Below are 13,236 nucleotides of genomic sequence, written 5' to 3' on the forward strand. Positions count from 1 at the left end.
CAGCGTTGGGGCATGTCAGCCCAGTTGAGTACGAAAGTATGTAGTTATGTACTGTCTACTTTTTGTGGGGTACACCAATTACAACAATAAACATCAGTGAGGTAAAAGGTGGCATTATTAATATTATTCTCGTTAGTTTTACTTTGGGGACTTCTTGGATGGCTAAGCGATGATTTTGTATTGTTTGGACTTGTCGCTCCGATTTTGGTTTTGATCGCATCGACACTGTATGGTTCGTACATGTGGCTTAAAACTGGAACCTGGGGAAGTTTTGATGTTTTAACTGTATTCTGCGCAATCAAAAAAGAGTGTTTTGATCTTTATAGTTTTAGCTCATATGTCGGTTTTGCAAAACTTAACAATTGGTACTTGAGTACAAACGTAGCGTGGACAGCCGCTTTAGTCCCAATGTTTGGCAATATATTTTGTACAATTGTTCTTGATAATATTGAGCCTCTGCAACGACTAAAAAAATACCTTATTACTTGCAATAGCCCGACAGAACACCATTAGCTAATGGTACTAAAAATGGCTTTCGGCATGTAATTTAACAAACTGTTTAAGAGTGATTCGCAACGCGTGGCATTTTTACTATGCGTTGTGTTTAGTGGTTAAGGGGTATGCGGAAGCTTCGGTATTGTGTTGCTCACCCCTTAACAGGGCGTTATGTTCTAGGAGGAAATTCATGATTAGGGAAGTCACAAAAGCCGATTTTGAGTCGTTTTGGCCAACATTTTCTGCGGTAATCCAGGCACAAGAAACTTATGCCTTTGACCCAAATATGACGCTAGAACAAGCATTTACTTTATGGTGTGAATCTCCCCTGAAAGCTTTTGTTTTCGTAGAAAATGACGTTGTACTGGGCTCTTACTACATCAAGCCAAATGCAATGGGGCCAAGTAGCCATATATGTAATTGTGGATACATGGTTTCTAGCAAAGCTAGAGGTAAGGGCATTGCACGCCTTATGTGTGAACATTCTCAGGAAACTGCTCTAGAACTTGGCTTTGATGCCATGCAATTTAACAGCGTGGTCTCTACCAATGAAGTTGCGGTGAAGCTTTGGGAGGAGCTGGGGTTTCAAATCATAGGTACAATTCCCAAGGCATATAAGCATGCTCATCTAGGGTTAGTTGATAGTCACGTCATGTACAAATGGCTACGAACATAACAAGCAATTTAAGAAGGATTCCCAACGCTTGGCATTTTGGTTTCTACTTCAATTTTAGTGGTTACGGTACAATGCGCTAGGTTGGGTGGCAGCGTTACTCACCCCTTAATTGGGCGTTATACGAATAGAGGGAAATTATGTACAAAAATACTGATTTTAACTTGGATTCAAAAGAGTTCAGGTTTGAGAAAGACTCATATCCTTTGTCTAAGATAAACAATGTTAGGGTTAAAAAGTTAAGTTTTCTTGATAATTTAGGTCAAGTTTTATTCTGGGTGTGTGTTTTTTCAGGGGCAGCTTGGTTAGTTATTCCAAGGTTGGAAGAGGTGCCACAATGGCTACTAGTTTTAGTTCTTAGTCTGACGGTTGTAGGTTTGGTTTTTGCTCTTTTTCGTTGTTCTAAATATGCACTTCAAGTCGAGTTTCGCCACATAGATGAAACGGACGTTCAATGGGTTAATGTAGCTAAGTCATACTCAAAGTCAGATTGTGAGTTATTTGAACAGCAAGTGTCGGCACTGAAAAAATTCGTATAACAAATTGTTCAAGAGTGATTCGGCACGCGTGGCATTTTTACCATGCGTTGGTTTTAGTGGTTAAGGTGTTATGCGGAACCTTCGGTATTGCGTGCCTCACACCTTAACAAGGCGTTAGTTGCCAACGAGAAAAACGCAGTTAAAACAAAATATTTAGGGCTAAGGTTTGTGTGTTTTTGGCTCGGTTTTCGTATTTCAATTTCTAGTTATTTGGGTTTGTAAAATCGTGCGTTGGTTTCTTTTGTGGTTGTATTCTCTATTTCAGAAACCGATTTATATGTTGAACGTTAGCTCTGTAACATTGTTTGTCCAAAGGCGCTTTTTGGTGTTGTTAGCTCGTTTTCTACGGCGTTGTATGTTCCAAGTGGTTTCAGTGACAGGCGCTTGGAAACTGCGCCTGATTTGAGTTTTTGAAAACACGTAAAGCTAGTGTTGGCAAAGCGGTAATTAACTTCAAATCAAAGCTTTAGGTTTGGCAACTAACAAAGCATTCAAGAGGGATTCACAACGCTTGGCAGTTTTGGTTTGAATTGGCTTTAGTGTTTACGGCACAATGGTTCAGGTCGGGTGGTTTGCGTTGTTCACCCCTTAATGCGGCGTTAACTAACTCCTTCGATCCAGTTAATAAATTAAAGAGAAATGTTTATATGACATCAAAAGAACACTTTAAACCAATACCATGTCATGCAGACTACCTAAAGAGACTTTCTAACCCATATGGGATGAAATGTAATCGACTGCTTGATGACTTTGATTTTTACTATAAAAGTGGCAAAGTCGATTTATATGATGTGAGCCTTGCAGGTCTTTCTCTAACAAGTTGTCTATACCATAAGGTTGGTGACATAGAATCCAGTCTTAGAGCGATGGATATGCATCAGTACTTTGATATTAAATTAGTACAGTCACAGCTATTCAGTGATGAAGAGACGATTTCTGTGGTACTCCCTAAAGCAGAGGTGACTTTAGGAGCGAAGACAGTTCAACACATCGCCATCAGTGGGGCACATCTGATAGATTTAGCTTGGCTATCTTTATTCTGTGAGCAAGTGAGCGATATAGAATACCTTGCCAACTCAGCCGATCACCCAAGCACTGAGTGGTCTAATGTTCGGTCTCATACCTTCTTTGAACTCCAGATGGCCATGCTTGGAATAAAATCTGGCGACGTTAAGTCGTTAATTCAGAAGTTTATTGATGTAAGTACTCCTGAGTATCTTGAGGGTTTAGCCTTTGAACACGCAAACCTTATCAATTTACCAACGATTAATGTGATGATAAAAGTCCTAAATAAATCAGGTTGTGGTGAAGCGGAATATCAAGAAGTAATGTATGAAGCGGTCAAAGGGCACCACAAGTATTGGAGTCAAAAAAAATTAAAGGAAGAGTTAACTGGCTATTTTTCTGTGCCTTTATTGGCACTTGCAAAGCTTGCTTACCAGAAATACGGGTTTCGCTTGGGGTTTGAAACGGATTATGTTCCAGAAGCCTTCTATACCCGTAATATGCCCGAGCCGAGCTATAGCTTTTTAGATATTTACAAATCGTAGTTAGTTAACAAACTGTTTAAGAGTGATTCGTAACGCGTGGCATTTTTACAATGCGTTGCGTTTAGTGTTTAAGGTGGTATGCGGGAGCCTCGGCATTGCGTTGCTCACACCTTAACAGGGCGTTAGGTGCTAATGGAATTCATCATGAATATCGAAGAGTTACTGAAATTACGAGGCTTGGATACAAGCAAAAAAATAAAGCTCGTTAGACATCAAGACCAACGTTATGATTTATATGAGCTAATGACTACTGGCCAACTGGAAACCTATCAAGCTTGTCAATCTAAGCCCATTCTTGATTGCGAATATATGGTGTCATTTATAGGAATGCCGCATAGCAAGGCAAGATTGTATGGCGTTTATAAAGTTCTTTCTCGTTCTCGCGTTGGTGATATTTGTCTTCCTAGCTCTTACAAGATTAAAGAAGACCCAGAAAATTGGTTTTATAAACTCGAAAAGGTAGAAGGTTTCGAGGATCTTGAAGAGAGAGTCATTATTTACTGGGGTCAATCTACCAGATCTTGGCATCAATGGATCAAAGAAAAAGAAGTAGTAGAGATTTTGCCTACTGGTTATGCGAGGCCATTCCCCGGTTACCTTGACTTTGTTCTTAATTTCGATGAACTGAGTCGGATTTTTAACTACCCTGAAGCAAATCGTGAATGGAAATCTGCCTTATCAAATGTGGCTGGTATATATTTAATTTTACAGCCTAGTACTGGTGCTCAGTATGTTGGATCCGCATGTGGTTCCCAAGGCATATATGGTAGATGGAATAACTACGCTTCAACCGGTCATGGAGGCAATAAGCTACTAAAGCTCATATGTGAAAGTGGCAGGGATATGCACCGTGAGTTTAGATTTTCCATCTTACGCACCTTGCCAAAATCTCTTACGCAAAAGGAAGTTATCGAATATGAAAACTTCTATAAAAGTAAACTGGGTTCAAGGGCTTATGGCTTAAATGAAAACTAGCACCTAACAAACTGTTCAAGAGGGATTCGCAACGCGTGGCATTTTCACTATGCGTTGGTTTTAGTGATTAAGGTGGTATGCGGCTGCTTCGGTATTGCATTGCTCACCCCTTAACAGGGCGTTAGGCTTCATGGAGATAATTATGAATTTAGAGGTTGGCTATGAATTTGAGGAAACTCTTATTTCTCAGAAACGTGGTAAATGGTCTGCTCTAGGTGTTCCCCATAAAGGTTGGTGTTGCGTTCACATTGAAGATCTGGAATCAACAGACCAAACATGCGAAATGTGTGAATCTCAAGAAATCAGGTATGTTCACCATATGCAGCATGACAATTATCCATTGATTTTGAAGGTTGGTTGTATATGTTCGGGTCATATGGAAAATGATATTTCCGCAGCAAAACTAAGAGAACGGACAGTAAAAAACTGGTCAAGCCGACGTAAACGTTGGTTAACTAGAAGCTGGAAGCTATCGCAAAGAGGAAACCCTCGTCTAAACATTGAAGGATTTTGGGTAACTGTTTATCAAAAAAGTGGTAAATGGGGAGCTACGGTAAACTCTAAAGACGGAAACTATAGCAAGTTTTTATATCGTAACTTTGATAGTGAGCAAGAAGCTAAATTGGCAGCATTTGATCTATTTATGCTGGCTGCCTCAGAAAAAAAAGCCTAACAAACTGTTTAAGAGTGATTCGCAACGCGTGGCATTTTTACTATGCGTTGTGTTTAGTGTTTAAGGTGGTATGCGGGAGCTTCGGTATTGCGTTGCTCACACCTTAACAGGGCGTTATAGCGCAGTGGCATTTATCAGGAGAGGGACTATGCGCATTGATTTAATAATGATAGAGAACGAAAATCAACTTCATGAATTGATGGCTAATTGCTTTGGTTTCCCAGAATTTTATGGAAAAAACTGGGATGCTTTTTGGGATTGCCTTTGTGATCCAGGTCTACGCAATTCGGATTTACCTCAAGTAATAGAGTTTGTAGGTTCTAGTCATTTGAAGTCAATTCTCCCTGAGAGTTTCGAATCCTTAAAAGGTTGTTTTGATGGTTTGAGCCGAGAGTTTCCAAATATAGGTACCAGAGTAGACTGGAACTAATGCGCTATAACAAAGCGTTTAAGACAGATTCGCAACGCTCGGCATTTTCGTTTGATTCAGCTTTAGTGTTCACAGCACAATGGTTTAGGCAAGGTGATGGCGTTGCTCACTACTTAACGCGGCGTTATGGCTTTCGGAATAATTCGAGTTAGGTAGCACAGTTGGTATTACTAAATATAGTGCCATGCCTCTCGCTAATCGAGCGTTATCAACTTATCATATATCAACTGTTAATCGAAAAGTTGAAAGTTTATGTCATTCCCTCCTTGTCCAAATTGTCAGTCTGAGTATGTGTATCAAGATCAAGCTAACTTGGTTTGTCCGGAGTGTGCGTTTGAGTGGAACCCTGATGAAGTTGCCCAAGATGAACTTATTAATGTTAAGGATGCAAATGGTACTTTGTTAGCCGAGGGTGACAGAGTTACTTTGGCAAAAGATCTTAAAGTTAAAGGTAGCTCCCTGGTGTTGAAAATCGGTACAAAAGCAGTTGTCAGGCGTATTTTTGATAGTAAAGACCACCAACTCGACTGCAAGGTCGATGGTGCTGGAGAAATGATGGTAACAGCGGCGTTCGTGAAAAAAGCTTAGGCTCGCGAAGTTAAGTATCGCCATAACAAAGCATTTAAGAGTGATTCCCAACGTTTGGCATTTTTCATTCCATCGTGGGTTTTGTGTTTACGATGGTCTGGCTAAGTTTTGTGGTAGCGTTGCTCACACCTTAATGCGGCGTTATGTTTCCGATTGATTTCTGAGGTAATAATGAATCAAGAACTAGAAAGCTTATATAGGTCAAAGTGGGATGCCTTGCTAGAAGCAGCAAGCGGATTGTCTTCAAAAGCTTCAAACCCTCTCCTCATCAAAGTTGATCAAACCTACATCGATTCAGACGTTAAGGTAATGATAGTTGGTCAAGAGACAGATGGATGGTGTGGACAGTTGAATGCTGGTGATGCAACAGTCGAAAACCTAATGAATGAGTACTTTAATTACTTTCATCAAATTTCCGGGAGCGGCAAAAATCGAGGGAAGCGAGCCTTTTGGAATAGAAAGAATTTTAGGTTTTTCCAAGAAAAGCTTACCGAACAGTTTAGCAGTAAGACTGTGTCATTTATCTGGAATAACATTTCAAAAATAGGTAACGATGGACGTGGAAAACCAAGCCCTTCCATACGAAATTTGGAGCGAGAGTATTTCAATATCCTAGCTGAAGAGTTCTCAATACTTAGACCTGATATTGTAATTTTTACAACGGGAAGTACACGAGATTCTTTTATTAAGCATCACTTTGGTAATAAAGTTCAGTTCCTACCGAAGTTGAGCTTTTTAGATGGCGTGCTTGCAGAGCAGACTCTGAACTTAATCGCTGAAGTTAGAATCCCTCAATATCCCGATCTAAAAGCAATTAGGATCGAGCATCCTAACAGGCGTACATTGAGTAATTCTGTTAGTTTTAGTGCTTTAAAGCAGATGATAGAAAGAGAAACATAACAATCTGTTTAAGAGTGATTCGCAACGCTTGGCATTTTTGCTATGCGTTGCGTTTAGTGTTTAAGGTGGTATGCGGTGGCTTTGGTATTGCGTTGCTCACACCTTAACAGGGCGTTAGTTTGCATGGATAAACTCTCACCCCAGTTATTGTTTCTAGGGTGAAAGTCATGTTATTTCAGGTGATTCTGGGGTAGTTGTGATTGACCTAAAACAGCAACGACTAAGATAAAGTCATCTTCTTTGGTGAAATAAGCTGTGTGTTTTCCAATCGGAAAATAAAAGCCATTTGGGTATATCTCGTCACAACTTCTTCCTAAACCTGGATTATCAGCTAGCATCTGAAACCCCGATAGCAAAGTGTCTTTATAGTTGCGCCACTGTAATTCAGAAAAGTTTTCAACAGTGTAGTTTTTGACCTTGCGCAAGTGAGATTGTGCTAAGTTACTTAGCTTGTATTTGTTCTTTTGCATAAGTGAGTTACAGCGAATTTAGAAAGCTTTCGCCATCAACAGTGTTCCCATTGTTCAAGTCTTCTTTGGCTGATTTAAAGCAGTGTTTGAGGTACTCAACTTTCATAGCTTCTAGCTCTTCAAAGTCACGAATGGACATGACAACGACAGTATCTTTACTGTTTTTGCTGATTTTTACTGGTTCGCGTTGTGCGCTTAGAAGTAGTTCGCCGAAATTTCGTTTGGCATCATTGGCTGTTAATGTATGCATGGTCAGTTCCCAATTGAGTGTACAGTTAGATTATAATATATCGCATGAAATGTGCAATTTAATTAAATCGTGCGATTTGTGCGAAATGCAAACTAACAAACTGTTCAAGAGGGATTCGCAACGCGTGGCATTTTCACTATGCGTTGGTTTTAGTGTTTAAGGTGGTATGCGGTGGCTTTGGTATTGCGTTGCTCACCCCTTAACAGGGCGTTAGTACGGGTTTTACATCAAAGGTCATAAGTTTTGGTGTTTATCTGTTTCTGCGCTCGTCTTTACACCTTTCAGTTTGTACCTTTCACGTTCTTTCCGGTGGCACTATATGCGGAGTGTTTGCTTTGACTTCACCGTTTACGGTTTCTAACTCTTAGCCTATTTCTTTGGTGCTTCTTCATTTTTGTGGAGGCTTCTGAGTAAATCTTGGTTGCTATTGGCGCTGCCGTCGGAGCGCGAAGATCGAATCCTTTCCTAATTTGAAGTGAGTGAAAGTAGGGGAGTTCAGTGCATTTTTCTTCTAGCCAACTTTCGTCTTTCAATCGGGGTAAAGTTTTGTAGCTGCCCGTCTCACTTCAGTGTTCAAAGCCTTTCATATCATGCTAGTTTTCAATATCTTGGAGCGCATAAATAGAAGTAGCGCATGTACTAACAAATTGCTTAAGAGTGATTCGTAACGCGTGGCATTTTTACTTTGCGGTGGCTTATGTGTTTAAGGCACTGTGCGGTAGCTTTTGTATTGCGTTACTCACACCTTAGCAAGGCGTTATGGCACTCCTCAATATCAAATCTAGACTAAACTTCTTGTTAATCAGGTCATTATTTGATTTTGTATAATATTTAGCCTGAAGTTTTTTATATGATTTTCCTCGTTTTTTGCTTTAAGGGAATAAAGTATGGCATTAATCCTATTAATGTATTTGGGCTACTTCATTGTTGCGTGTCTGCTGGCTAGTGCGTGTATGCGGATTAGGTATCTTCTAATCAAACTCATTAACGTGGTAAGTCCTCGAAAAAGAGTGTTACTAACTAGAGAGACATACTCGGTTTTCTACATACCATTTAATGCTTGCTTCGCATTAGTTGTTATCGCAACTTTTATGAAAGTAGAACAAGTCTTTCTGTATTTGATCATTTTGGGGTGTAGCGGGTGGCTATTGTTCAACACGAATAAGTATATCAAGTACATTAACGATTTAGGTCTGAGTTTTCGCATTATTCCAATCGTATACCTATCACTGCCTTTTGCGTTTATTGGTGCTTATGGAGGCTTTGTTGTTAATCTGATCTGGGGTGTAGCCATGCATTCTCCGCGTTATCAAGGTAATACAGACATCATAAGAAACTACATGCGGTAGCAAAAGTGCCATAACAAAGCATTTAAGAGTGATTCCCAACGCATGGCATTTTTCACTCCATTGCTGGGTTCAGTGTTTACGGTGGTATGGTTAGGTTTCGTGGATGCGTTGCTCACACCTTAATGCGGCGTTATATGCCCAAGTTAATTTTTAATTAGGAGTTTTAATGGCATTACTAGAAATTTCAGATGTATCTTCGTTAAGTGAGGCAGCGATCAAATGGGTAGAGTTTTACGTAAACCGTAAAGAAAACAAAGCGAAGAAAGAAAATGAAGCTATTAAGTCACTAATGACCTCTTTAGACAGAACAGCAGTGTACATGAAGTCTGTTCTTGATAATGCTGAGTCTAAGTCAGACACTGTCGAAAGGGAATTATCAGAATGTTGGTACTCAACCTCCATTCTTGTACGCGAGTACAATGCAGAACTAGCTGAACGTTGCTTTTTCAAAGGAATCTATTGGTCAAATAATAGTAGATTTACAGAACAAGAGATTATCGATAAAAAGATGAAATTGCATCATATTGAAATGGACGTTGCGAAAGCATTGGCAAGCATATAACAATCTGTTTAAGAGTGATTCGCAACGCGTGGCATTTTTTCTATGCGTTGCGTTTTGTGTTTAAGGTAGTATGCGGGAGCTTCGGTATTGCGTTGCTCACACCTTAGCATGGCGTTATGCGTTTTTACGAATATTGGTAGAGTATGAAATTATCAGATTTTTCTATTGAAGCTCTAAAAGGTTTTGTCACAGGTGACGATTCAGACGCTCCGTATATGTCAGGACCTGATCTGGTGAAGTTCTTCAATTTATTTGGTGTTAGGGACGTTTACTCTTTTCAAAATGGTGGATTACCTGAATCAGCAAGCCGAAAAGATTATGTTCTGAAAACTGTAAAGTTTCTCAATGGGACTAATCAGATGAAGTTAATGGTTGAGGGGTTAGTTGATAGTAGGCGTTCAGAAAATTATGCCGAACTAGCCGTTGGCATTAATGAGATCATTAAGCACGACGGTTACTCGTTAGAACAAAACTCTCTCGGTGTTTTTATTGTCTCAGGCTGTAACATTGAAGATTCCACTGTTGATGTGGAAGCATACTTTCAAGAAATACGTCAGCGAATTTTAGAAAGTATTTTGCAAGCCAAATTCTCAATATGGGTAGCAATGGCTTGGTTCACCGATAAAGAAATCGGCAATGCCTTACTTAACAAGCACCGTGATGGTCTAAATATACAGGTCATCGTTAATGATGATTCTACGACAAGCAAATACGGCTTAGACTTCTCAACCAAAGGTATTGAGTACTATAAGATTGCTCCCTCAAGTCCTTGGGGCAAGAAAATCATGCACAATAAATTTTGTGTTATTGACTTTAAAAAGGTAGTTCATGGCTCATACAACTGGACTAAGAATGCTCAATACAATAATGAAAGCATTACTATCACAGACAGTAGAGAACTAGCTGAAGATTTTGCTGAGCAATTTATTGCTCTAAAACAGGCGCACAAATCAGCACACGCATAACAAACTGTTCAAGAGGGATTCGCAACGCGTGGCATTTTTACTATGCGTTAGTTTTAGTGTTTAAGGTGGTATGCAGTGGCTTCGGTATTGCGTTGCTCACCCCTTAACAGGGCGTTATATGCCCCTTTTGGAGATTAGTAGGAGAATTTAATGTCTAATCCTGAAAATGAAGTAATTAAAGCTGTTGGAACGGATATTTATCAAGATACTTTGCAACCTTTTGCAAAGCATATTGGTAATGTTCTTGGTGACGCTGGCCAGCTCATAGAGCTGCTGTCACCGATTTCAGGAGTGAATTATGGCTTAAAGGGAGCTAGAGATTGGCTAAAAGAGAAATTAGTTAAAGACTTGAGTTGTGTTGATAAAGATGACTTAATTTTGCCTAACCCCGTCCGCTTGAAGAATAGTTTAGAGGGGTTTTATGCTGTATGTGATGACGAAACTTTAAAGTTGATGTTTGCTGAGTTGATCTCAGGCGCATTTCAAAAGAGCCATCAAGAATCCGCTCATCCATCTCATATTGCAATCTTACAGCAACTATCACCATTTGAAGCTAACTTGTTAAAATTGATAGTTGAATCCTCTTTGTCTATCAACTCAATCTTCAATGGCTATTTAGAACATAAAGACATAGACGCGCATTATGGTAATTACGGTGATCCTATGTTTGGTGTGTTCATAGAACAGTTAGCTGAAAACAAAGTCATTAATAATGAAGTATCGGATGGTGAGTTAGAGGTTGCTTGGAATAACCTTAAACGGCTAGAAATAATTCAAGTTATTTCTACAACAGAAGCGCATTTTCAAAACCAGAGAGCGCAAAACAACGAAATTATTCCAGCTCACTTGGATTATTCGTACAACATCAGGGTTGGTTTGTCGGGTTTAGGCCACGACTTATTAGTCAGTTGTGGGGTTCTCGGGCGCATATAACAAACAATTTAAGAGTGATTCAGCACGCTTGGCACTTTTAGTTTGCGTTAAGTTCGGTGTTTACGGTAGTCAAATTGAGTTTCGTAGTTGCGTGCTTCACACCTTAATTGGGCGTTAACTAACTCCTTCGATCCAGTTAATAAATTAAAGAGAAATGTTTATATGACATCAAAAGAACACTTTAAACCAATACCATGTCATGCAGACTACCTAAAGAGACTTTCTAACCCATACGGGATGAAATGTAAACGACTGCTTGATGACTTTGAGCGTTACTCTAAAATCGGGAAAGTCGATTTATATAGCGTGAGTCTTACAGGCCTTTATCTAACCAGTAGTTTATACCACAAGGCTGGAGACATAGAATCTAGTCTTAGAGCAATGGATATGCATCAGTACTTTGATATTAAATTAGTACAGTCACAGCTATTGAGTGATGGAGATACGATTTCGGTTGTGCTCCCCAAAGCGGAGGTCACTCTAGTAGCAAAGAAAGATGAATACAATGGTCTTGAAGGTGCGCTATATCTAACCTACTTAAGTTGGCTATCTTTATTCTGTGAGCAGGTGAGTGACATCGAGTACCTTGCCAACCTAGCCGACCACCCAAACACTGAGTGGTATAATGTTCGGTCTCGTACCTTCTTTGAGCTCCAAATGGTTATGCTCGGAATAAAATCTGGTGACGTTAAGTCGTTAATTCAGAAGTTCATTGATGTAAGTACTCCTGAGTATCTTGAGGGTTTAGCCTTTGAACACGCAAACCTTGTCGATTTGCCAACGATTAATGTGATGACAAAAGTTCTAAACAAATCAGGTTGTGGTGAAGCGGAATATCAACAAGCGATGTATGAAGCGGTCAAAGGGCACCACAAGTATTGGAGTCAAAAAAAGTTAAAGGAAGAGCGTGTAGGCTATTTTGCTATGCCGTTACTGGCACTGGCAAAGCTTACTTACCAGAAATACGGTTTTCGCTTAGGGTTTGAAACGGATTATGTTCCAGAAGCGTTCTACACCCGTAATATGCCCGAGCCGAGCTATAGCTTTTTAGATATTTACAAATCGTAGTTAGTTAACAAACTGTTTAAGAGTGATTCGCAACGCGTGGCATTTTTACTATGCGTTGCGTTTGGTGTTTAAGGTGGTTTGCGGCAGCTCTTGTATTGCGTTGCTCACACCTTAACAGGGCGTTAGTCGCCAGATAAAGCTAGCAATCAAAATCATGTTTCTGAGCTCAAAGTTTAGCAGCTGTTTGTTTGGTATACAGATTCATCGTTGATGGTCAAAACTCAGTTTCAGCTGTTTAAAGTCCAAAGTTTTGTAACTGTCCTCGCGGTTGTTTTGTTCTTTGGTGGTGACATAGCAGGGCAATCGAGAATTTGTTTTTGGTTGCAACTTTACTCGGTGAGTTTGGTGGTTCAAAAGCTGATTTATTCGCTGAAATGACGTTTTCTCTGGTGTGGTAAGTTCCACGTGGCTTCAGTGACTTTGTTGAAAGTCAGCACTGTGAGATTGGCTTTCCAAAAGCGCTTTTTGGTGTTGTCAGTCCGTTTTCTACGGAGTTGTTTGTTCTAAGTGGTTTCATTGAGTAGCCGCTTTGAGACTACGCCTGACTTAAATGCATCAAAGCACATAAAGTTTGTTGTTCGCAAAGTTTAGTTCGGCTTAAAATTGGCGCTCGGTGCCTCGCGACTAACAAACTGCTCAAGAGGGATTCGCAACGCGTGGCATTTTTACTATGCGTTGAATTTAGTGATCAAGGTGGTATGCGGCGGCTTCGGTATTGCGTTGCTCACCCCTTAGCAGAGCGTTATGTGCTTGGAGGAATTAATATGCAAAAGAAGCAAATTGCAAAATACATATTATTTTTCCTTGGTATTGGAA

General features: G+C 39.9%; 15 protein-coding genes. 13 read left to right on the top strand and 2 right to left on the bottom strand.

Translation table 11 applies throughout. The features are described from left to right. Positions 1-108 precede the first annotated feature (108 nt). From R7P74_RS23540 to R7P74_RS23580, 9 genes are all read left to right on the top strand, one after another. The gene (locus tag R7P74_RS23540) at positions 109-513 is read left to right on the top strand and encodes a hypothetical protein (protein ID WP_053304442.1); all 405 of its coding nucleotides are present in this window, start codon (positions 109-111) and stop codon (positions 511-513) included. Positions 514-685: 172 nt separating this feature from the next. After that, positions 686-1,171, top strand: coding sequence for a GNAT family N-acetyltransferase (locus tag R7P74_RS23545; RefSeq protein ID WP_225474347.1), 486 nt, complete (start codon positions 686-688; stop codon positions 1,169-1,171). 137 nt (positions 1,172-1,308) lie between these two features. Next, on the top strand, positions 1,309-1,707 hold the full coding sequence (locus R7P74_RS23550) for a DUF6232 family protein (protein ID WP_318123228.1): 399 nt from the start codon (positions 1,309-1,311) through the stop codon (positions 1,705-1,707). 647 nt (positions 1,708-2,354) lie between these two features. After that, a complete protein-coding gene (locus R7P74_RS23555) occupies positions 2,355-3,257 on the top strand; it encodes an immunity 49 family protein (protein WP_262634507.1) in 903 nt (300 codons plus the stop codon). A 144-nt stretch (positions 3,258-3,401) separates the two neighbouring features. Continuing rightward, a complete protein-coding gene (locus tag R7P74_RS23560) occupies positions 3,402-4,232 on the top strand; it encodes a GIY-YIG nuclease family protein (protein ID WP_225474314.1) in 831 nt (276 codons plus the stop codon). A gap of 142 nt (positions 4,233-4,374) precedes the next feature. After that, positions 4,375-4,905: a hypothetical protein gene (locus tag R7P74_RS23565; RefSeq protein WP_225474313.1), complete on the top strand. Its 531-nt coding sequence runs from the start codon at positions 4,375-4,377 to the stop codon at positions 4,903-4,905. A gap of 148 nt (positions 4,906-5,053) precedes the next feature. Continuing rightward, on the top strand, positions 5,054-5,335 hold the full coding sequence (locus R7P74_RS23570; RefSeq protein WP_151514934.1) for a barstar family protein: 282 nt from the start codon (positions 5,054-5,056) through the stop codon (positions 5,333-5,335). A gap of 252 nt (positions 5,336-5,587) precedes the next feature. Next, a complete protein-coding gene (locus R7P74_RS23575; protein WP_054730774.1) occupies positions 5,588-5,923 on the top strand; it encodes a zinc ribbon domain-containing protein YjdM in 336 nt (111 codons plus the stop codon). A 171-nt stretch (positions 5,924-6,094) separates the two neighbouring features. Then, the gene (locus R7P74_RS23580; protein WP_225474312.1) at positions 6,095-6,823 is read left to right on the top strand and encodes a hypothetical protein; all 729 of its coding nucleotides are present in this window, start codon (positions 6,095-6,097) and stop codon (positions 6,821-6,823) included. Between the two features lie 170 nt (positions 6,824-6,993). Here the strand turns inward: R7P74_RS23580 and R7P74_RS23585 are convergent, their stop codons facing one another. After that, positions 6,994-7,293, bottom strand: a complete 300-nt coding sequence (locus R7P74_RS23585) for a type II toxin-antitoxin system RelE/ParE family toxin (RefSeq protein WP_015296889.1) — start codon at positions 7,291-7,293, stop codon at positions 6,994-6,996. A gap of 7 nt (positions 7,294-7,300) precedes the next feature. Next, complete coding sequence (locus tag R7P74_RS23590; protein WP_005442033.1) at positions 7,301-7,543, bottom strand: type II toxin-antitoxin system Phd/YefM family antitoxin; 243 nt, start codon at positions 7,541-7,543, stop codon at positions 7,301-7,303. A 1,515-nt stretch (positions 7,544-9,058) separates the two neighbouring features. Between R7P74_RS23590 and R7P74_RS23595 the strand changes: the two genes are divergently transcribed. The 4 genes from R7P74_RS23595 (at position 9,059) to R7P74_RS23610 (ending at position 12,420) form a co-directional block, all read left to right on the top strand. Then, a complete protein-coding gene (locus R7P74_RS23595) occupies positions 9,059-9,454 on the top strand; it encodes a hypothetical protein (RefSeq protein WP_051118181.1) in 396 nt (131 codons plus the stop codon). Positions 9,455-9,597: 143 nt separating this feature from the next. Continuing rightward, positions 9,598-10,419: a phospholipase D-like domain-containing protein gene (locus R7P74_RS23600; protein ID WP_225474311.1), complete on the top strand. Its 822-nt coding sequence runs from the start codon at positions 9,598-9,600 to the stop codon at positions 10,417-10,419. Between the two features lie 150 nt (positions 10,420-10,569). Then, complete coding sequence (locus R7P74_RS23605; protein ID WP_225474470.1) at positions 10,570-11,352, top strand: Abi-alpha family protein; 783 nt, start codon at positions 10,570-10,572, stop codon at positions 11,350-11,352. Between the two features lie 162 nt (positions 11,353-11,514). Beyond that, positions 11,515-12,420, top strand: a complete 906-nt coding sequence (locus R7P74_RS23610) for an Imm49 family immunity protein (RefSeq protein ID WP_170890296.1) — start codon at positions 11,515-11,517, stop codon at positions 12,418-12,420. Positions 12,421-13,236 lie beyond the last annotated feature (816 nt).

Source organism: Vibrio sp. 2033, assembly GCF_033339735.1.

Excerpts from the sequence above, each read along its gene's own strand:
- R7P74_RS23580 (WP_225474312.1), top strand. The coding sequence starts at position 6,095 with ATGAATCAAGAACTAGAAAGCTTATATAGGTCAAAGTGGGATGCCTTG.
- R7P74_RS23560 (WP_225474314.1), top strand. The coding sequence starts at position 3,402 with ATGAATATCGAAGAGTTACTGAAATTACGAGGCTTGGATACAAGCAAA.
- R7P74_RS23610 (WP_170890296.1), top strand. The coding sequence starts at position 11,515 with ATGACATCAAAAGAACACTTTAAACCAATACCATGTCATGCAGACTAC.
- R7P74_RS23570 (WP_151514934.1), top strand. The coding sequence starts at position 5,054 with ATGCGCATTGATTTAATAATGATAGAGAACGAAAATCAACTTCATGAA.
- R7P74_RS23585 (WP_015296889.1), bottom strand. The coding sequence starts at position 7,293 with ATGCAAAAGAACAAATACAAGCTAAGTAACTTAGCACAATCTCACTTG.
- R7P74_RS23555 (WP_262634507.1), top strand. The coding sequence starts at position 2,355 with ATGACATCAAAAGAACACTTTAAACCAATACCATGTCATGCAGACTAC.
- R7P74_RS23600 (WP_225474311.1), top strand. The coding sequence starts at position 9,598 with ATGAAATTATCAGATTTTTCTATTGAAGCTCTAAAAGGTTTTGTCACA.
- R7P74_RS23595 (WP_051118181.1), top strand. The coding sequence starts at position 9,059 with ATGGCATTACTAGAAATTTCAGATGTATCTTCGTTAAGTGAGGCAGCG.
- R7P74_RS23605 (WP_225474470.1), top strand. The coding sequence starts at position 10,570 with ATGTCTAATCCTGAAAATGAAGTAATTAAAGCTGTTGGAACGGATATT.
- R7P74_RS23545 (WP_225474347.1), top strand. The coding sequence starts at position 686 with ATGATTAGGGAAGTCACAAAAGCCGATTTTGAGTCGTTTTGGCCAACA.
- R7P74_RS23565 (WP_225474313.1), top strand. The coding sequence starts at position 4,375 with ATGAATTTAGAGGTTGGCTATGAATTTGAGGAAACTCTTATTTCTCAG.
- R7P74_RS23590 (WP_005442033.1), bottom strand. The coding sequence starts at position 7,543 with ATGCATACATTAACAGCCAATGATGCCAAACGAAATTTCGGCGAACTA.
- R7P74_RS23550 (WP_318123228.1), top strand. The coding sequence starts at position 1,309 with ATGTACAAAAATACTGATTTTAACTTGGATTCAAAAGAGTTCAGGTTT.
- R7P74_RS23575 (WP_054730774.1), top strand. The coding sequence starts at position 5,588 with ATGTCATTCCCTCCTTGTCCAAATTGTCAGTCTGAGTATGTGTATCAA.